Annotated in this window: 15 protein-coding genes; 6 read left to right on the forward strand and 9 right to left on the reverse strand. The window is 72.5% G+C overall.

Translation table 11 applies throughout. From position 1 onward, the window contains the following. Positions 1-114: 114 nt before the first annotated feature. From ABT403_RS36815 to pyrG, 6 genes are all read right to left on the reverse strand, one after another. Positions 115-597: a hypothetical protein gene (locus ABT403_RS36815; protein ID WP_344168887.1), complete on the reverse strand. Its 483-nt coding sequence runs from the start codon at positions 595-597 to the stop codon at positions 115-117. Further along, the gene (locus ABT403_RS36820) at positions 582-1,619 is read right to left on the reverse strand and encodes a ParA family protein (protein ID WP_237292736.1); all 1,038 of its coding nucleotides are present in this window, start codon (positions 1,617-1,619) and stop codon (positions 582-584) included. Before ABT403_RS36820 ends, ABT403_RS36815 begins: the two co-directional genes overlap by 16 nt. Before the next feature lie 449 nt (positions 1,620-2,068). Further along, a complete protein-coding gene (gene ald, locus ABT403_RS36825) occupies positions 2,069-3,184 on the reverse strand; it encodes an alanine dehydrogenase (RefSeq protein WP_344168882.1) in 1,116 nt (371 codons plus the stop codon). Between the two features lie 152 nt (positions 3,185-3,336). Then, a complete protein-coding gene (locus ABT403_RS36830) occupies positions 3,337-5,388 on the reverse strand; it encodes a tetratricopeptide repeat protein (RefSeq protein ID WP_344168879.1) in 2,052 nt (683 codons plus the stop codon). A gap of 85 nt (positions 5,389-5,473) precedes the next feature. Further along, a complete protein-coding gene (locus tag ABT403_RS36835; RefSeq protein WP_344169188.1) occupies positions 5,474-6,103 on the reverse strand; it encodes an NUDIX domain-containing protein in 630 nt (209 codons plus the stop codon). 86 nt (positions 6,104-6,189) lie between these two features. After that, positions 6,190-7,839 (reverse strand): CTP synthase, encoded by a 1,650-nt coding sequence (gene pyrG / locus ABT403_RS36840; protein ID WP_486388786.1) that lies wholly within the window; start codon positions 7,837-7,839, stop codon positions 6,190-6,192. Between the two features lie 400 nt (positions 7,840-8,239). Between pyrG and ABT403_RS36845 the strand changes: the two genes are divergently transcribed. Both ABT403_RS36845 and ABT403_RS36850 read left to right on the forward strand, forming a co-directional pair. Then, positions 8,240-10,093 (forward strand): glycoside hydrolase family 15 protein, encoded by a 1,854-nt coding sequence (locus ABT403_RS36845; protein ID WP_344168872.1) that lies wholly within the window; start codon positions 8,240-8,242, stop codon positions 10,091-10,093. Between the two features lie 89 nt (positions 10,094-10,182). Continuing rightward, on the forward strand, positions 10,183-11,565 hold the full coding sequence (locus tag ABT403_RS36850; RefSeq protein ID WP_344168869.1) for an FAD-binding protein: 1,383 nt from the start codon (positions 10,183-10,185) through the stop codon (positions 11,563-11,565). Between the two features lie 7 nt (positions 11,566-11,572). On the opposite strand, the gene ABT403_RS36855 is transcribed toward ABT403_RS36850, so the two are convergent. Both ABT403_RS36855 and ABT403_RS36860 read right to left on the reverse strand, forming a co-directional pair. Beyond that, complete coding sequence (locus ABT403_RS36855) at positions 11,573-13,201, reverse strand: flavin monoamine oxidase family protein (protein ID WP_344168866.1); 1,629 nt, start codon at positions 13,199-13,201, stop codon at positions 11,573-11,575. Between the two features lie 11 nt (positions 13,202-13,212). Next, on the reverse strand, positions 13,213-14,781 hold the full coding sequence (locus ABT403_RS36860) for an APC family permease (RefSeq protein WP_344168863.1): 1,569 nt from the start codon (positions 14,779-14,781) through the stop codon (positions 13,213-13,215). Between the two features lie 207 nt (positions 14,782-14,988). Between ABT403_RS36860 and ABT403_RS36865 the strand changes: the two genes are divergently transcribed. Then, on the forward strand, positions 14,989-16,611 hold the full coding sequence (locus ABT403_RS36865; protein ID WP_344168860.1) for a PucR family transcriptional regulator: 1,623 nt from the start codon (positions 14,989-14,991) through the stop codon (positions 16,609-16,611). Positions 16,612-16,664: 53 nt separating this feature from the next. Here the strand turns inward: ABT403_RS36865 and ABT403_RS36870 are convergent, their stop codons facing one another. After that, positions 16,665-17,951, reverse strand: coding sequence for a LuxR C-terminal-related transcriptional regulator (locus ABT403_RS36870; RefSeq protein ID WP_344168857.1), 1,287 nt, complete (start codon positions 17,949-17,951; stop codon positions 16,665-16,667). Between the two features lie 161 nt (positions 17,952-18,112). On the opposite strand from ABT403_RS36870, the gene ABT403_RS36875 reads away from it, so the two are divergent. From ABT403_RS36875 to ABT403_RS36885, 3 genes are all read left to right on the forward strand, one after another. Further along, complete coding sequence (locus tag ABT403_RS36875) at positions 18,113-18,310, forward strand: hypothetical protein (protein ID WP_344168854.1); 198 nt, start codon at positions 18,113-18,115, stop codon at positions 18,308-18,310. 131 nt (positions 18,311-18,441) lie between these two features. Next, complete coding sequence (locus ABT403_RS36880) at positions 18,442-18,690, forward strand: hypothetical protein (RefSeq protein ID WP_344168851.1); 249 nt, start codon at positions 18,442-18,444, stop codon at positions 18,688-18,690. A gap of 59 nt (positions 18,691-18,749) precedes the next feature. Further along, positions 18,750-19,625, forward strand: coding sequence for a Crystal protein ET79 (locus ABT403_RS36885; protein WP_344168848.1), 876 nt, complete (start codon positions 18,750-18,752; stop codon positions 19,623-19,625). Positions 19,626-19,678: the final 53 nt, after the last annotated feature.

The raw sequence follows: 19,678 nt of genomic DNA on the forward strand, positions 1-19,678 counted from the left end.
GGGCGGGGTCCCCCGGGGCTCCGCCCCGGACCCCGCGCCTCAAACGCCGGCGGGGCTGTATCCAGCCCGCGCGGCGTTTGAGCGCACCGGGCGCGCAGCAGGGCCGCCGGCGGGTTAGCGGCCGCGGAGGCGGCGGACCAGGATGCTGGCGTCGCCGCGCGACTCCAGGTCGGCCAGGACGACCGCGACCGCCTCGCGGACGATCCGCCCCCGGTCGACGGCGAGCCCGTGCTCCCCGCGGAGCACCAGCCGGGCGTGCTCCAGGTCCATGAGCTCCTCGGCGGAGACGTAGACCGTGATCTTCTCGTCGTGCCGCTCGCGCCCGCTCGGCCGCCGGTTCGCGCCCCGGCCCTGGCCCTTGCCCTGCCGGGGTCCGGCACTGGCAGAACCTTCCTGCGGCCTGCGCTGCGCGCCCACCGCCAGGCCGTCCCCGGTGGTCCTCGCCGTGCCGTCCGCCGGTGCGGCCGCCGCGTGCTCCGTGCCCGCCGCCGGCGACGCCTCGTCGGCACCCCGCCTCGGCGAGGACGACTGGAGGGCCATCCCCCCGGTCGTGCGGAACAGTTCGTCGGCGCCGGGCAGACTCACTCGGCGGGACACCGGGCGAGCACCTCCCTGGCCAGCTGGCGGTAGGCGGCGGCGCCGACGGAGTTCGAGGCGTACGTGGTGATCGGCTCGCCGGCGACCGTGGTCTCCGGGAAACGCACCGTCCGGCCGATGACCGTGTGGTAGACGTGGTCGTCGAAGGCCTCGACGACGCGCGCCAGCACCTCGCGGCTGTGCACCGTACGGGAGTCGTACATCGTGGCGAGGATGCCGTCGAGCTCCAGCTCCGGGTTGAGCCGCTCCTGGACCTTCTCGATGGTCTCGGTCAGCAGCGCCACTCCGCGCAGCGCGAAGAACTCGCACTCCAGCGGGACGATGACCTTGTGAGCCGCCGTCAGGGCGTTGACCGTCAGCAGGCCCAGCGAGGGCTGACAGTCGATCACGATGTAGTCGTAGTCGTTCATCAGCGGCTTGAGCGCCCGCTGGAGCGTCGACTCGCGCGCGACCTCGCTGACCAGCTGCACCTCGGCGGCGGACAGGTCGATGTTGCTGGGCAGCAGGTCCATGTTGGGGACCGCCGTCTTGAGCAGCACCTCGTCGGCCGACATGCCCCGCTCCATGAGCAGGTTGTAGACCGTCAGGTCGAGTTCCATCGGGTTCACGCCGAGGCCCACGGACAGTGCGCCCTGCGGGTCGAAGTCGACGAGCAGCACGCGGCGCCCGTACTCGGCGAGCGCGGCACCCAGGTTGATGGTCGACGTGGTCTTGCCGACGCCGCCCTTCTGGTTGCACATCGCGATGATCTTCGCCGGACCGTGGTCGGTCAGCGGACCCGGGATCGGGAAGTACGGCAGCGGACGCCCGGTCGGGCCGATGCGCTCGCGGCGCTGGCGGGCAGCGTCGGGCGCGAGGGTGGCCGCGTACTCGGGGTCGGGCTCGTACTCCGCGTCGGGGTCGTAGAAGTGCCCTTCGGGCACCTGGTCGTAGTCGGCGAATCCAATGGGCGCATCGCCGCTGTGGTCGCCGGCCGTGGAGTTCACGTCTAGGCCGTCCATGCTCTTTTGGGGCGTCGTCATGTGCTGGTGGTTTGCGAAGGTGCGGACCGCGACGGAGCCGACAGCTTCGAGCCCGGCGGAACTCTGGGTCCGTTCGGGCGTCCCTGCTCGACCGCCTCCAGGAGCAAATGTCGACTCATTCACAAGTCGTCTTACCTCCTCGGACGTGACCAGGACACTTATCGATAGGTCAGCGTTGCACCATGCCGACGGTTGGCGACTCTATGGCGTGTCACCGCCCAGCGGCAACACAATCCGCCGGACCCGGCACGATGTGTCGGCAACCGAACACCACTCTGTCAAGGGCGTACGGGCTGCCGCTGTGAAGTTTCGCGGGTGTGCGAAAGGGTTAAAGGGTTACGTTCGAGGCGAGTTGAACGGCCCGCGCGGGTACGCCGCAAACACCTCCGGCCGGACCTTGCGGGCAAGGTCCGGCCGGAGACGTGAGATTGACGTCAGTCGTTGACGGTTCAGCCGAGCAGCGTGCTGAGCTCGACGGACTCCAGGTTGTGGGCCTCGGCGACGGGGCCGTAAACGACCTTGCCGTCATGGGTGTTGAGGCCCAGGCCGAGCGCCGGGTCACGACGGAGCGCCTCGACCCAGCCGAGGTTCGCGAGCTGCACGATGTAGGGCAGGGTCGCGTTGGTCAGCGCGTAGGTGGAGGTGTTCGGCACCGCGCCCGGCATGTTGGCGACGCAGTAGAAGACCGAGTTGTGGACCTGGAAGGTCGGCTCGGCGTGGGTGGTCGGACGGGAGTCCTCGAAGCAGCCGCCCTGGTCGATGGCAATGTCGACAAGGACACTTCCGGGCTTCATCTTGGCGACGAGCTCGTTGGTGACCAGCTTCGGGGCCTTCGCACCCGGGATCAGTACGGCGCCGATGACGAGGTCGGCCTCGACGACGGCCTTCTCCAGCTCGTAGGCGTTGGAGACGATCGTCTTCACCTTGGTGCCGAAGATCTTGTCGGCCTCGCGCAGCTTGTTGATGTCGCGGTCGAGGAGGGTCACGTGGAAGCCCATGCCGATGGCGATCTGCACGGCGTTCCAGCCGGAGACGCCGCCGCCGATGACGACGCACTCGCCGGCGTGGGTGCCGGGGACGCCGCCCGGGAGGACGCCGCGGCCGCCGGCCGAGCGCATCAGGTGGTAGGCGCCGACCTGCGGGGCCAGGCGGCCCGCGACCTCGGACATCGGGGCGAGCAGCGGCAGCGCGCGGTTGGCGAGCTCGACCGTCTCGTACGCGATGGCGGTGGTGCCGGACGCCAGCAGGGCGTCCGTGCACTCGCGGGAGGCCGCCAGGTGCAGGTAGGTGAAGAGGGTCTGGTCCTTGCGGAGGCGGTGGTACTCCTCCGCGATCGGCTCCTTGACCTTCAGCAGCAGGTCAGCGGTCGCCCAGACCTCGTCGGCGGTACCGAGGATCTCGGCACCGGCCGCGACGTACTCGGCGTCCGTGATCGAGGAGCCCACACCGGCGTTCTGCTCGATGAAGACCTGGTGGCCGTTGCGGACGAGCTCATGCACACCGGCGGGCGTGATGGCGACCCGGAACTCGTTGTTCTTGACCTCGCGGGGGATGCCGACCTTCATCGTCGATCACGGTCCTTGACTCAGGGGATGTTACGGGGCACTTCCATACATACCCGCCCACAAGAACGCGCAACGGGATGCACCACAGGATGACGTGGTGAAGCCAGTCTAATGAAGGATGAGTCGCTGTCTAGCCTTGCAAACCAATAATTTCAGTCGGAGCTACTACGGATTTCGCAGGCTGCGGGGTCATCTCCCAGCAATCTATCGGCCGCCGACCTGTGCAGTCGGGCGGCCGCCGGGTCGCCGAGGCGGTCCAGCGTGTCGGCCAGCCGGACCTGGAGCGCGGCCTGCAGGCGCACGTCCCCCGCACGGCGCGCGAGCTCGATCGCCTCGCGGCAGGTGTGCAGCGATTCCTCGGGCCGGCCGGCGTACTCCTGAACGCGCGCCATCTCGCTCAACGCCTTTGCCTGGCCCGGGACATCGGCCAGCCGGCGGTAGCCCGCGGCGGCCGCGCGCCAGCTGCGCAGCGCCTCCCCGTAGCGGCCCGCGTAGGTGTGCACGTTCCCCAGCCGCCCGTACAGCCGGGCCTCGTCCGGCCGCTCCCCCCGGGCGAGGGCGTGGGCCAGGGCGCGGCCGAACCAGTCGGAGGCCCGCGGCCAGTCCGCCAGCTCCTGGTACGCGCCGCCTACGGATTCCATCGCGCGGCCGGTCGCGTACGGGTCCTTCGCGGCCTTTCCGGCGGCCAGCGCGGCCCGGTACCGCTCCAGCGCCTCGGTGGTGCGGCCGGTCGCGGCGTCCAGGTCGGCCAGGTTCAGCAGGGCCGCGGCCTGCTCCCGGTGCAGGTGGCGGCGCTCGGCCACGCCCAGTACGAGCCGGTGCAGCCCGTACAGCTCGGGGGCGGCGGCCTCGGTGCCCCGGTGCGCGGCCAGGGCCCTGACCAGCGCGGAGACCAGCCGGCGGGCCAGGGTGTCCAGGCCGCCGTCGGCCACGGCCAGGTCGGCGGAGGCGGTCAGCGCGGGCAGCCGGGTGTCCAGCCAGGTGGCGGCGGCCCTCCGGTCGGGGAAGCGGAGGGCGCGCGGGAGCCCGTCCAGGGCCTCCCGGGCCTCGGCCGCCTCTTCCTCGGACAGCTCGGCCATGGCCCGGCAGGAGGTCAGCAGGCGGACGGTCCGCTCCAGCATCCGGGCCCGGGCCAGCTGCACCTCGGCGGGCCGCTCCTTGGCCTCCAGGAGGGAGCGCAGGAGGGGGGCGAGGCAGCCGGGGAGCAGGAAGAGCCCGTCCCGGTCGTGCCGGACGAGGCCCAGCCGGGCGAAGTCCTCCAGGGTGGACTGCGCGGCGGCGACGGAGCAGCCCGCGAGGGCGGAGGCGGTGTGCGAGTCGAGGATCCCGGCGGGGGCGAGCGGGAGCAGGCGCAGGGTGCGCTGGGCGGGCTGCGGGAGGGACTCGTAGACGATCCGGAAGGCGCGGCCGAGCGGGCCAAAGGTGCCGGGGGCCATCTCGTGGAGCTGCTTGGCCAGATCGGCGACGGCGGCCTTGGGGTGGGCGGCGAGCCAGCCGCCGGCCAGGGCGAGCACGGCGGGCAGGGCCCCGCACTCCTCGGCGAGGTCCTCGGCGGCGCGCGGGTCGACGGTGATCCGGGTGTCCCCGATGATCCGGGCGAGCAGGGCGACGGCGGAGCCGGTGTCGAGACCGCCGAGGGTGCAGGGGCGGACGTCGGGGATGCCGGTGAGCGGGCCCTCGGCGGTGACGACGACCAGGCACTCGGGGGTGTCGGGGAGCAGGGCGTCGACCTGCTGCGGGTCGGCGGCGTCGTCGAGGAGCAGGATCGCGCGCCGGCCGGCGAGGGTCTCGCGGAGGGCGGCGCTGAGGTCGTCCTCGCAGGCGCCGGGCGGGGTGCGCTCGCCGAGGCCCTCCAGCAGGGTCCGCACGGCCCGCTCGGTCTCCAGCGGCTCCCCGCCGGGGGCGGTGAGGCGGACCCGGACCAGCCCGTCGGGGTACTGGTCGGCGACCTCGCGCACGAAGGCCTCGGCGAGGGCGGTCCGGCCGGAGCCGGGACGCCCGGCGACGAGCAGCACCCGCGCGCGGGGCGCCTTGGCCTTGCGGCCGGAGAGGGTGTCGAGCCCGGTCCGCGCGATGTCCTCGCGCAGCTCCTTCAGCTCACGCCGCCGCCCGACGAAATCCGCCACGGATCCGCTCCTCTCCCTGCCTTCGGGTTGCTGAGCGTAGTTCACGCAGAGCGACGGGCCGTGTGGAGCGTGGCCCATAGATCGCCCGATCGGATCAGCGGATGGGACTATTAATCCCGGCGGGGGTGAAACGGGCGCCGCTACGCGGACCCGCCGGGCCCGGCTACGCCTCGTACGGGCGGGACGGCCACGGGGCGTCTGCCGGGCGGAGGGCGTCCAGGCCGTCCCCGGCCAGCGCCGCCGTCAGGGCCAGGACACCCGTCACCAGCGCCGGGTTCCCGAGCTCACCCGCCAGGACGCCCCGCACGAGGGCGGACCGCTCCACCCACTCCACCCGCATGTCCGCCTCCTCCGACGAGGCGTCCTCGTACCGCTCCCCCTCCGCTTCCGCCACGTCCCGCGCGAGGAAGATCCGGATCGCCTCGTCGGAGCCGCCCGGGGAGGCGAAGAAGTCGGCGAGCACCCGCCACTCCCCCGCCTTGACGTGCGCCTCCTCGTACAGCTCCCGCTGCGCCGCGTGCAGCGGGTTCTCGCCGGGGACGTCGAGCAGCCCGGCCGGCAGCTCCCACAGCCGGCGCCGCACCGGGTGGCGGTACTGGTTGATCACCAGCACCCGCCCCTCCCCGTCCAGGGCGAGGACGCACACCGAGCCCGGGTGCACCTGGTAGTCGCGGCGGGCCACGGACCCGTCCGGCATCCGTACCTCGTCGGAGTCCACGGCCGTCTTGGCGCCCTGGAACGGCCGCCTGGTCGACAGCGTCTCCCAGGATTCCGCGGTGTCCTTGATGCCGATGGCGATCCCCATGCCGGTGTCCTCCCACAACGTGCGACGGCCGGGGTACGGATCTTCCGTACCCCGGCCGCCTACGTTACCGAGCGTCAGCCCTGCTGCTTGCGCTCCACCGCGGCCTTGACCAGGCCCGCGAAGAGCGGGTGCGGGCGGGTCGGGCGGGAGCGGAGCTCCGGGTGGGCCTGGGTGGCCACCAGGTAGGGGTGGACCTCGCGCGGGTACTCGACGTACTCGACGAGCTTGTTGTCCGGGGAGGTGCCGGAGAAGACCAGGCCGGCCTTCTTCTCCAGCTCACCGCGGTAGGCGTTGTTCACCTCGTAGCGGTGGCGGTGGCGCTCGTCCACGTACGCCTGGTCGCCGTAGACCTCGCGCACGATGGAGCCCTCGGCGAGCTTCGCCGGGTACATGCCCAGGCGCATGGTGCCGCCCAGGTCGCCCGCGCCCTCGACGAAGGCCAGCTGCTCCTCCATGGTCGAGATGACCGGGTGCGGGGTCGAGGGCTCGAACTCGGTGGAGTTCGCCTCCTCGATGCCCGCCAGGTTGCGCGCGGCCTCGATGACCACGCACTGCAGGCCCAGGCACAGGCCCAGCAGCGGGATCTTGTTCTCGCGGGCGTAGGTGATCGCGCCGACCTTGCCGTTCACACCGCGGTCGCCGAAGCCGCCGGGGACGCAGATCGCGTCCACGTCGGACAGCTGCGCGGCGGCGCCGGCCGGGGTCTTGCAGTCGTCGGAGGTGACCCACTTGATCTGGACGCGGGCCCGGTTGGCGAAGCCGCCGGCGCGCAGCGCCTCGGTCACCGACAGGTAGGCGTCCGGCAGGTCGATGTACTTGCCGACGAGCGCGACCTTGACCTCGTGGTCGGGGTTGTGGACGCGGTCGAGCAGGTCCTCCCACACCGTCCAGTCGACGTCGCGGAAGGGCAGGTCGAGCTTGCGGACGACGTAGGCGTCGAGGCCCTCGGTGTGCAGCACCTTCGGGATGTCGTAGATCGACTTGGCGTCGATCGCCGCGACCACGGCCGCCTCGTCCACGTCGCACATCAGCGAGATCTTGCGCTTGATGGAGGTGGGGACGTCGCGGTCGGCGCGCAGCACGATCGCGTCGGGCTGGATGCCGATGTTGCGCAGCGCGGCGACGGAGTGCTGGGTCGGCTTGGTCTTCAGCTCGCCGGAGGGGCCGATGTAGGGCAGCAGCGAGATGTGCACGACGAAGACGTTGTCGCGGCCGACCTCGTGGCGGACCTGGCGGACGGTCTCCAGGAACGGCAGCGACTCGATGTCGCCGACCGTGCCGCCGACCTCGGTGATGACGACGTCGACGTCGTCGGTGGCCATGCGGCGGATGCGGTGCTTGATCTCGTTGGTGATGTGCGGGATGACCTGCACGGTGTCACCGAGGTACTCGCCGCGCCGCTCCTTGGCGATGACCTGCGAGTAGACCTGGCCGGTGGTGACGTTGGCCGAGCCGTCGAGGTCGACGTCGAGGAAGCGCTCGTAGTGGCCGATGTCCAGGTCGGTCTCGGCGCCGTCGTTGGTGACGAACACCTCACCGTGCTGGAACGGGTTCATCGTGCCGGGGTCGACGTTCAGGTACGGGTCGAGCTTCTGCATCGTGACCCGCAGGCCGCGCGCCTTGAGCAGCGCACCCAGGCTGGAGGCCGTCAGGCCCTTGCCGAGGGACGAAGCGACACCCCCGGTGACGAAGATGTGCTTGGTCGTCATGGATTTGGGCGGCATCGCCAAGAGGGGGCTCCCGTGGTCGCGAGGTGAGGTGCGTCCGGCGACTTCTCCCGTTTCCGGGGGCGCCGAAGCTGCGGTTTCGGGGCTCCTGATTCGCACAGGCAGACCACCGGTCCACGGGGTACCAGCCTATCAGCGCCCGGGACGGTCCGCCTCCGGGCGCGCTGCGCGCCACCCTCGCGGGGCGCGCCGGCGGCCGCGTTCCCCCAGGTCACCCGTTCGGCCGAGTGACATTGTCCCAATACTTAAGGAGATCACTAGGGTGCGCTCATAACTTGCTCGGATACCGCTGCACATCGCCGCCGAGCAGTCCGGCGAACGGCGTAACAACGCCGGTTCCGGCAATGTAGGACTCGACGCGGGGATCCCTGCGCACAGGAGACCGCGCGACAGCGCAATGCAAGCGCCCTACGGGGCGGACGTGGCCGTTCGACTGGAGAGCAACGTGTCCGGGCGCATCGAGGATTACGCACTGATCGGGGACATGCAGACCGCGGCGCTGGTCTGCCGGGACGGGGCGGTGGACTGGCTGTGTCTGCCACGCTTCGACTCCCATGCCGTCTTCGCGAGCCTTCTGGGCACCGATGAACACGGGTTCTGGCGGATCGGCCCGGCGTTCGCGCCGGGCACCGAGCCGCCGCGGGCGACCCGCCGCCGCTACCGGGGCGACTCGCTGGTGCTGGAGTCGGAGTGGGACACCCCGCGCGGGACCGTCCGGGTCATCGACTTCATGCCGCCCCGCGAGGGGCACGCGCCGCAGCTGATCCGCATCGTCGAGGGCGTCAGCGGCCGCGTCCCGATGCGGTCGGCCCTGCGGATGCGCTTCAGCTACGGCCGGGTCGTGCCCTGGGTGCACAAGGTGGACGGGCGCACGGTGGCCGTCGCGGGCCCCGACTCCGTGTGGCTCGACGCCGACGCCGACACCTACGGCAAGGACCTCACGACCTACTCGGACTTCACCGTCGCCCCGGGCGACCGGGTGGCCTTCACCATCAGCTGGCAGCCCTCCCACCAGGGGGCCCCGCAGCTCCCGGACCCGGAGGCGGCCCTGGAGGCCACGGCCGAGTTCTGGCGCGAGTGGGTCGACCTCTGTACGTACCACGGGCCCTACCGGGAGGCGGTGATCCGCTCCCTGATCACCCTCAAGGCCCTGACGTACGCCCCCACGGGCGGGATCGTCGCCGCGCCGACCACCTCCCTGCCGGAGGAGATCGGCGGGGTCCGCAACTGGGACTACCGCTACACCTGGCTGCGCGACGCCGCCATCACCCTCTCCTCGCTCCTGCGCACCGGCTACCGCGGCGAGGCCGCCGCCTGGCGGGACTGGCTGCTGCGCGCGGTCGCCGGCGACCCGGAGAACCTCCAGATCATGTACGGGATCGCCGGCGAGCGGGAGCTGGGCGAGACGGAGCTCGACTGGCTGCCGGGCTACGAGAACTCGGCGCCCGTACGCGTCGGCAACGGGGCCGCCCACCAGCTCCAGCTCGACGTGTACGGCGAGGTCACCGAGGCCCTGCACCTGGGCCACATGACGGGCCTGGCCCGCAACGACTACGCCTCGGTGCTCCAGCTCAAGCTGATCCGCTACCTGGAGACCCACTGGAACGAGCCGGACGAGGGCATCTGGGAGGTGCGCGGACCGCGCCGCCACTTCGTGCACTCGAAGGTGATGGCGTGGGTGGCCGTGGACCGCACGATCAAGCTGATCGAGAGCGGGGACGCGGACGGCCCGCTGGAGCGCTGGCGCGAGATGCGCGACCGGATCCACGCGGACGTGTGCGAGAAGGGCTACGACCCGGAGCGCAACACCTTCACCCAGTCCTACGGCTCGCAGGAACTGGACGCCTCGCTGCTGCTGATCCCGCAGATGGGCTTCCTGCCGCCGGACGACAAGCGGGTCATCGGCACCATCGAGGCGATCCAGCGCGAGCTGTCGACCCCGGACGGGTTCATCCTGCGCTACCCGACGGCCGGCGAGGAGGCCGGCGTCGACGGCCTGGAGGGGGACGAGGGCGCCTTCCTCGCCTGTTCCTTCTGGATGGCCGACGACCTGGCGATGATCGGCCGGGTCGACGAGGCCCGCCGGCTCTTCGAGAAGCTGCTGTCGCTCCGCAACGACCTGGGGCTGCTGGCGGAGGAGTGGGATCCCAAGCTCCAGCGCCAGGTCGGGAACTTCCCGCAGGCCTTCAGCCACGTTCCGCTGATCGACACCGCGCTGCGGCTGACGGCGAGCGGGGCGTACGGGGGCTGACGGAGGCCGGGGGCGCCGTCGCGCGGCGCTCGCCGGGCCCGCCTAACCTGGAGGGGTCCCATGCCCTTCTGGGGAAAGGAGGGGTGGCGATGGCGCCCCTCTCGAAGGCGGGCACGGCGCTTGCCGCGCTCCGCGAGGACCTGTCGGGCGAGGTCTTCGCCCCCGACGACCCCGGGTACGACGAGGCCCGGACGGTCTTCAACGCGATGGTGGACCGCAGGCCCGCGGTGATCGCCCAGTGCGAGAGCGCGGCGGACGTCGTCACGGCGGTGCGCTTCGCCCGGGACCTGGACCTGCCCGTGGCCGTGCGCGGCGGCGGGCACAGCGTGGCCGGGATGTCCCTGAACGACGGCGGCGTGGTCGTGGACCTGCGCCGGATGCACGACGTGACCGTCCATCCGGCGGCGAAGGCCGTGCACGTCGCGGGCGGGGCCGTGATGAGCCATCTGGACCGGGCCTGCGAGCCGTACGGCCTGGCGACCACCGGGGGCAGGGCCTCCACCACCGGCGTCGGCGGCTACGTCCTCGGCGGGGGCACGGGCTGGCTGGACCGGAAGTTCGGGCTGGCGGTGGACAACCTGCTGGGCGTGGAGCTGGTCACCGCCCAGGGCGAGCTGCTGGACGTCACCGCCGAGGACCACCCGGAGCTGTTCTGGGGGCTGCACGGCGGCGGCGGGAACTTCGGCATCGCCACCTCGCTGACGCTGCGGCTGCACGAGCTGCCGGCCCTGTCCATCGCGATGGTGTTCTACCTGCCGGAGCGCGGGCCCGAGGTGATCCGCACGTACCGGGACGTCATCGAGTCCGGGCCGGACGAGGCCGGCGGCGGCGCCCTGTACCTGACGGGGCCGCCGGCGCCCTTCGTCCCCCCGCACCTGGTCGGGCTGCTGCTGGCCGGGGCGCTGGTGACCTACGCGGGCCCGGAGGAGGAGCTGCGGCGGCTCGCCGGCCCGCTGCTGGCGATCCCGCACGAGGCGGAGGTCGTCACGGCGATCCCGTACGCCGAGCTCCAGTGCATGCTCGACGATCCGCCGGGGCTGCGGAACTACTGGTCGGCGGAGTACCTGACCGGGGCGCCCGACGCCTTCGTGGACGTGTTCTGCGCCCGGGCCGCGACCATGCCGGTGCCGACCGGCACCCAGCACGTGGTGTGGCCGCAGGGCGGGGCGATCGCCGCCGTCAAGGACGACTACCCGGTGCCGTACCGGGACGCGCCGTGGGCGGTGCACCCGTTCGGCATGTGGGAGGACGCCGCGGACGACGAGCGGGTCGTCCAGTGGGTGCGGGACGTCCGCGCCGACGTCCAGCCGTGGTCCACCGGCGCGGTGTACCTCAACTTCACCGGGGACGAGGGCGCGGACCGGGTGGTGGCCGGGCTGGGCGCCGACAACATGCGGCGGCTGGCGCGGCTGAAGCGGGAGTACGACCCGGACAACGTCTTCCGCTTCAACCACAACATCCCGCCGGTCTGAGCCCTTCTCAGGTGAGGGCGGCGATCACCTCGCGCGCGGCCCGTTCGCCCTCGGTGGCGCCGCCCTCCATGAACCCCTGGAAGTCGTAGCTGCAGTGCTCGCCGCCGATGTGGACGTTGCCCTGGGCGGTGCCCTCGTACTTGGCGTAGCGGTGGAGGTAGCCGGTGGGCCAGTACGAATAGGCGCCCAGGGAGTAGGGGTTGCGGTGCCAGGCGGAGAGCTGGGCGCGGCCCGTCCACACCGCCTTCGTGCCGGGGAAGAAGGCGTCGACGCCGGTCAGGACCCGGCCGGCGAGGTCGCGGACGTAGGGGTCGGACTCGGTGGCGAAGGGGGTGGCGGGGGCGAGCGCGTGGGCGAGGGAGCCGCCGCCGTACTGGAGCAGGATGCCGCCGGTGCCGGGCTGGACCTTGGTGGTGTCCCAGGTCTGCTGGACGTCGGAGTCGGTGAAGCAGTCGCCGGCGGAGACTCCGGGCCAGGGGCCGGTGCCGCGCCAGGGGCGGGCGGTGAACTGCATGTTGAGCTTGGTGCAGTAGCCCATCCGGGCGTCGCGCAGCAGGTTGCGCATGAGGGGGTCGAAGCCCGCCTGCGAGGTGTCGAGGTTCTGGAGGACCGGCAGGGGCAGACAGAGGACCGTGTGGTCGGCGGTGGCGGTGCGTACGGCGCCGGAGTCGTCGAAGGTGAGGGTCTGGGTGCCGTCGGCGTTGGCGCGTACGGCGGTCAGGGCGCGGCCCATGACCAGCGTGCCGGGGTTCAGCGCGGCGGCGATGGCGTGGGGGAGCCGGTCGTTGCCGCCGATGACGTGGTAGCGCTCGTTGGACAGGCCCCACACGTTGAAGTTCCCCGGGTTGGGCTGGTAGCCCATCAGGAGGACCAGGGCGAGGGCGGACTGCGTCTGGGTGTCGGCGCCGTACTCCACGTTGTAGGCGACGTCGATGAACCGGCCGAGTGGTGACTGGTGGCCGCCGGGGACGCGGGTCTCGATCCACTCGTACAGGGTCATCTGATCCAGGGCCGTGCCGGCGGGGGTGGAGGAGTTCCAGGAGACCTCGCCGGCGTCCTGGAGGTCGCGGTGCAGGGCCTGGTAGACGGCCTTGAAGTCCTCGTCGGCCTGGGTGCGGGAGTAGTAGGCGCCGTTGAAGCGGAGGATCTCCTCGGCTCCGTTGGGTCCGCCGCCCAGGAAGTCCTCGACGGTCAGGTTGAAGCGGCGGCACAGCTCCAGGATCTTCTTGTGGCTGGTGTCGATGAGCTCGCCGCCGATCTCGGAGGTCTGCCCGTACGCCCAGTGGTCGCGCTGGGTCCACATCCGGCCGCCGACGCGGGCCGGGTTGGCCTCGTAGAGGGTGCAGGGGATGCCGGCGTCCTGGAGGGTGAGGGCGGCGGTGAGGCCGGAGATGCCCGCGCCGACGACGGCGACGCGGGCGGGCCCGGCCGGTCTCTTGGCGGCGGCCGGGGCGGTGGCGGCGTGGGCGGCGGCGGAGGAGGCCAGGGCGGTGCCGAGGCCGAGGGCGGCGGCGCGGCCGAGGAGTTCGCGGCGGGTGGAGCCGCGGACCTCGGCGACGGGCAGGCGCAGCCGGCGGGCGGCGGCGTGGTCGGCGGCGAGCCGGTGCAGGGCGTGCATGAGCGGCGTGCGGGCCATGGCGGGGCTCCTCAGACGGTCGCGGCGGACGGGTCGGACGGGGTGGCCGGGGTGGCCGGGGTGATCTCGTCGGTGCGCTCGGCGGCGTCCTCCAGCACGATCCGGCCGATGATCTCGTAGCGTTCGGGGGCCTTGTAGCGGAGCCACAGGCCCAGGCCCAGGCCGCCGAAGAAGACGGCGCCGACGATCCAGGGGATCAGCTTGAAGAAGAGGGAGCCGGCGGCCGCGCCGGCCGCGGTCTGCATGTTGAGCACCAGCAGGACCACCACCGCGGTCATCCCGATCCCGCCGAGCAGCGGGGCGGTGAAGGTCCGGAACCAGTGCCGGTCCTCGGGGTGGTTCTTGCGGAAGTAGCCGATGACGGCGAAGGAGCAGAGGGTCTGCACGATCAGGATGGCCATCGTGCCGAGGATCGCGAGCAGGGTGTACAGGTGCAGGTAGGGGTCCTGGCCGGTGAGCCAGAACCCGGCGACCAGGCCGGTGGCGATGACGGTCTGGACGACGGAGGAGAGGTACGGGGAGCCGTGCCGGGGGTGGGTGCGGCCGAGGGCGGGGTGCAGGAAGCCCTCGCGGCCGATGGCGTAGAGGTAGCGGGCGGCGCACTGGTGGAAGGCCATCCCGCAGGCGAAGGAGCCGGTGAGCAGCAGCCACTGGAAGGCGTCGACGGCCCAGGCCCCGATGAACTGGTGGGTGGGGGCGAAGAAGAGGTCGAGGGGGCTGGCGGAGGCGGACAGCTTGACCGACTCCGCCAGGCCGTTGCCGGCGATGGTCATCCAGGAGACGTAGATGTAGAAGAGGCCGACGCCGACGACGGAGACGAGGGTGGCCCGGGGGATGACCCGCTTGGGGTCGCGGGACTCCTCCCCGTACATGGCGGTGGACTCGAAGCCGACCCAGGACCAGAAGGCGAAGAAGAGGCCGAGTCCGGCGGAGGTCCCGGTGAAGGCGTTCTTCGGGTTGACCGGTTCGACGGGGATCCCGTCGGGCCCGCCGCCCGCGATCAGCACGGCGGTGGCCACCGCGAAGAGGACGGCGATCTCCGCGACGAGCATCACCCCGAGGGCCTTGGCGGTGAGGTTGATGTCGAAGTGCGCGAGGACGGCGGTGACGGCGAGCATCGCGGCCGCGTAGACGATCCAGGGCAGGTCGACGCCGAGCTGGTCGTGGACGGTGGTCTTGGCGAAGTAGGAGAAGACGCCGACGATGGAGGCCTCGAAGACGATGTAGGCGAGGACGGCGAGCATCCCGGAGGCCATGCCGGCGATCCGGCCGAGGCCGTGCGAGATGTACCCGTAGAAGGCTCCGGCGGCGGTGATCCGCTTGGCCATCGCCACGTAGCCGACCGCGAAGACGGTCAGGACGAGGGTGGCGAAGAGGTAGCCGGCGGGGGCTCCGGTGCCGTTGCCGAAGCCGACGGCGATGGGGAGGTTGCCGGTCATGGCGGTGATCGGCGCGGCGGTCGCGACGGCCATGAACACGACGCCGACGAGGCCGACGGAGTTGGCTTTGAGGCGCTGGACGGGGGGTGTACCCGGTGCCGATGGGGCGGCGGGAGGAGGCGTGGCGTCGGCTCTGCTCATCGGGTCGTCCTCGTTCCTGTCGGAAGGTCGTTCACGAGGCCGTCACTCTCCCCCTGCGTGACGCAGGCCACAATCGGCACGCGGTCCGATAATCTCCTTGCGAGGACGACGAGTTGTCGGCCCGGCCGGGGGACATGGGGGACATGCCGGGCTCCGTAACCACCCGGTGATGTCCTCGGAACAGAGCGGCCGGTAGCGTCCCGCGATATGGACAACCAGGGCGGGATCACCGTTCAGCGGGCGCTGGAGCTGCCGGGACTGCGCAGCGGACTGCCGGAGGTGGTGGCCTGCGCCGACCGCCTCGGCCGGACCGTGCGCTGGGTGCACGCGGGCGAGGTGCCCAACATCGCCTCGCTGCTCAAGGGCGGCGAGCTGCTGCTCACCACCGGCCTGGGGCTGGGGACCCGGCCCGCCGAGCAGCGCGCCTTCGTCCGCCGCCTCGCGGACCGGGGCATCGCCGCGCTGGTCGTGGAACTCGGCCCGCGCTTCACCCGGCTCCCGGCGACGCTGGTGGAGACCGCCCGCACGGCCGGGCTGCCGCTCGTCCAGCTGCACCGGGAAGTCCCCTTCGTCGCCGTGACGGAGGAGATCCACACCGAGATCGTCAACCACCACTACGCGCTCCTCCAGCGGGCCGAGGAGGTCCACCGGCGATGTACGGAGGCCCTGTTGGGCGGCGGCGGGATCCCGCAGGTGCTGCGCATCCTGGCCGACTTCACCGCCAACCCGGTCTTCCTGGAGACCCCCGACGGCCAACTGCTGTACGCGGCAGGACCGGTGGCCGGGGAGGCGGCGGCCGACCCGCTCCAGGTGTGGGAGGGGCTGCGGGGGCAGCGTGCGGCCGAGCCGTCCGCGAACGCGGTGGTGGTGGACGTGCCGGGCGGCGGCCACGGGACGGGCTCGGTACGGGCGCGGGTCGTGCTGGTGGGGGTCGCGGCGCCGCTGCTGCCGGTCCACCGGATGGCCGCCGAGCGGACGGCGGGGGTGCTCGCGGTGGTGCTGATGCAGGCCCGGCAGGAGGAGGAGCTGGCCGCGCGCGGCCGGGGCGACTTCCTGACGGACCTGGCGGAGGGGCGGATCTCGGCCGAGGACGCCCCCGCGCAGGCACGGGTCCTCGGGTTCCGGCCGGGGGCGGGCCCGCTGCTGCCGCTGGTCATGCGGCTCTCCTCGGAGCTGGTCCCGTCCGGGAACTGGTCGGTGCTGGCCCGGGCGGTGCAGGAGGAGCTGTCGTCGGTCGGCGTCCCGGTGCTGCTGGGCGTCCGCCCGGTGGAGGGCCGGGTGCCGCTGCTGGTGTCGCTGCGGGCGGAGTCGGAGCGGACGGCGGTCGCCGACCGGGTCGCGGGCGCGCTGCGGGCCGGGGTGGAACGGGCCGGCCTGGACCGGGCCGGGGCCCCGCCGGTGGTGGTGGTCGGCGTCTCCGGCAGCTGGGCGGCGGCCTCCGCCGGCCTGCGGCACGCCGCGGAGACCGCCACGGCCGCCCACGGCCTGCCGGCCCGGCCCTGGTACGACGCCCGCCGCCTGGACATCGACCTGCTGCTGTGGCGGCTGCGGGAACACCCGGACCTGGCGGCGTTCGTGGACCGGGCGATCGGCGCCCTGCGCACCCACGACGCCACGTCCCGGCCGCCACTGCTGCCCACCCTGGAGACGTACCTGGCCCACGCGGGCCGCAAGGCGGAGACCGCGCGGGAGCTGCACCTGAACCGGCAGACCCTGTACAACCGGCTGGCCCGCATCTCGGAGCTGCTGGGCACCGACCTGGACGACCCGGAGACGGTGCTCTCACTGAGCCTGGCGCTGCGGGCCAGGAGGCACGCTTCACCGTCGTGAGGGCCGGCGACGGAGCCTGCCCGCGGGTTACGTGACGCTGTCGGCGGGTTTCGTCACGGGGGTGCGGCCGGGTCGGCGGTGGCCGCGGTGGACGGCTGGTCCTTCAGGCGGGCCCGGTAGGCGCGGGAGCGGCAGCGGGCCGAGCAGTAGCGGGGCGGACGGCCTGCGGCCGGGGACACGGCGGGGGCGGCCAGGGGGCCACCGCACGCGGGGCAGCCCGACGCGGGTGACGGCGGCGCGGGCTCGGCCGGTGCGGGGACGGCCGGTGCGGGCTCGGGCGGCCGGGTCGGGTGGTCGGTCAGGCGTTGGCGTTCGGCGATGACACCCGCCTGGAAGCGGCTGTGCGCGCCCAGTTGTTCCAGCAGCTCGGAGACGTGGCGGCGGCAGGTGCGCAGGGAGATACCCAGGCGGCGCGCGATGGAGTCGTCCTTGAGGCCCTTGGCGAGCAGCACGAGGATGCTCTGCTTCATGGTCTTGGACACGTCGTGCGCGGCCTGCGGCCCCGTCGCGAACGGTGCGGCGTGCGCCCAGTCCCGTTCGAAGACCTCCAGGAGATACGCCAGCAGGTCCGGCTCCCGGATCAGCAGCGCACCGCCCGACCTGGCCGGCAGCAGGGCCAGCGACCCGTCGACCACGATCATCTGCGGCAGCACCTCCGGCAGCGTGCGGATCTCGGCGCCCGCCGCGATGAGCTGCTCCGCGTGCGATCGTGTGGGCTGGTCGAACCGGGTCGCGTGCTGGTAGAGGCTCCGCATCCGGACGCCGCGGGCGAGCAGCGCCAGGTCGCGCGGCAGGGCCTCGCGCAGCGCCGCGGGCGGGAAGGAACCGCCGTGCTTGGAGACCAGCACCTCGCTGCGGCAGGAGTCGATCACGTCCGTCAGCAGCGAGCGGACCGCCAGCTTGTCCGGCAGGTGGTCGATGGTCCCCTGCGGGAAGACGTGCTGGCGGGCCTGGAGGTAGACCGGAACCAGCGCGGCCAGCCCGTCGCGCTCCTGCTGGATGCGCCGACGCTGTTCGCGCAGGGCCTCCTCCTGCGCGCGCAGGGCGGTGTCGCGGTCCGAGAGCAACTGCGCGGTGGCGGCCTGGGGGCTGACCGGATGCCAGCCGGCGGGCTCCTGCGACCCGGCCGCGGCGGGAAGTTCCGTCAGGAGGCAGGAGTCGGTGAGCGACCGTACGGCCGCCAGGCAGTCGCGCGGGCTCAGTCCGGTCTCGGCCGCGGCCTGTGCGAGGGTCGCCGGGGTGAGGCCCTCGTGGACGACCGCCCAGCGGTAGATCAGGACTGCCGCACCGTCGAGGCCGGGCACTCGGGCGCTCGTGCCCGGTCCGCCGTCCGTGTCCATCCCATGCCTCCTAAACGTGCGTGGCAGGATCATGATCCCTCTTCAAGGATGCATGTGCCATCCACCCGCTGGCAGGGTGGTGACCACGGCAGGAACGGCTCCCCGACCAGGAGGCCGGCCGCCGTGACCGGACTGTCGCCGAGACGAGGGGAATCGACGCCATGCGCGCAATCGTGGTGCGGACGCTGTTCGCGGTCGTGCTGAGCACGGGGATGGTGTGGGGCGGCGCCGCCGCGGCCACCGCCGACGTGCACGGGACGACGCTCACCGACCCGTCCGGCGGCGGTCACGACCACAGGCAGTGCCTCGTGACGACGGCTTGGGGCGACTCCTGGTGCCCCCGCAAGCCGCTCGACTGAGCCACCCGGGAGACCGGGTGCGGGGGCAGCGGACTCCATCCGCTGTCGGTTGGGTGGTCGTGGGCCCGACCCGGTCGCCGGCAGGACGCGTCGAGGGACGCGTCCCGTTCAACGCACGAAAGGTGTCATCCATGCGCTTCACCATGCCCCGGACCAGCCCCCGCCGGCTGGCCGCCGCCCTCTGCGCCGCCGCGGCGCTGGTGGCCGTCTCCTCCACGGCCGCGAGCGCCGAGGAGTACCGGATCTACGGCGGCTCGTACGCCGGCTACGCCCAGTGCAACCAGGCCGGTTCGCTCACCGTCGGCTTGGGCCTCTACAGCCGCTACGAGTGCAACCCCAACGACAACTCCAGCCGGTACGCCCTCTGGTACGTCGACTGACGGGCACCCCTCCCCCCACTTCCCGCTGTTCCCTCCCCTCACACGAAGGACGTCTTGTCATGCCCATGTCCATAACTGCCCGTGCCCGCTGGTCCGCCTCGGCCGCCCTGCTGGCCGCCCTGGCCGGCGGCGCCACCGCTCTCGCCCCCGCCGCCCAGGCCGCCCCCTCCCCCGGCGGCGCCTCCGTCCAGTCCGCCGAGCGCAGCACCAGCGTGATCTTCGCCAACGGCACCGGCCGCCAGCTGCTGCGCACCGGCTCCGGGCTGGACCACGGCTGCTGGTCCCGGGACAGCCTGCCGCCGGACGCCATCGCCAAGACCGTCTCCGCCTCCTGGGCCAGCGAGTCCTGCGGGTTCGCCACCGGCACCCAGGGCCACGTCACGTACAACATCGCCGGTACCGCCAAGGACGTGACCGTCCGCTGGAACAACCCCTACGCGGGCAGCAACTCCTACAGCTGCGACGCCCCCGAGGGCTACGAGTGCGGCCGCTCCGGCGGCGGCGGGAACAACGCCACCGTCAACTTCACCCTGACGGCGAAGCCCACCGCCCGCACCGCGTCCCTCTCCCAGGCCGGGGCCCTCGCGGTCACCCCCGTGCGCAGCGTTCGCGTCACGGTGGTGAACAACTCCGGCGCCCTGCTGGCCCGGACCGGTGCGGGCCTGGACCACGGCATCTGGAGCGGCGACAACCTGCCCCCGTCGGTCATGAACAACGGTGCGCGGTCGCGCTGGCAGAGCGAGTCCGACGGCTTCGCCACCGGGACGGAGGGCTACGCCGAGTACCAGATGTCCGGCGGCGGCAAGGTCGTCTTCCGCTGGGACAACCCCTTCTCCGGCGGCAACTCCTACGACTGCCAGGTCCCCGCGGGCCACTCCTGCGCCAAGGCCGGCGGTGGCGGCAAGAACGCCGACGTCGTCTTCACCGTCAACTGACCGTCGCCCCCCCCCCGCACGTCACCGGCAACCCCGAGAATGAGGAACACCCC

Origin of the sequence: Streptomyces sp. NPDC000075, from assembly GCF_040301925.1 — a bacterium.
Lineage (GTDB): Bacteria > Actinomycetota > Actinomycetes > Streptomycetales > Streptomycetaceae > Streptomyces > Streptomyces polychromogenes.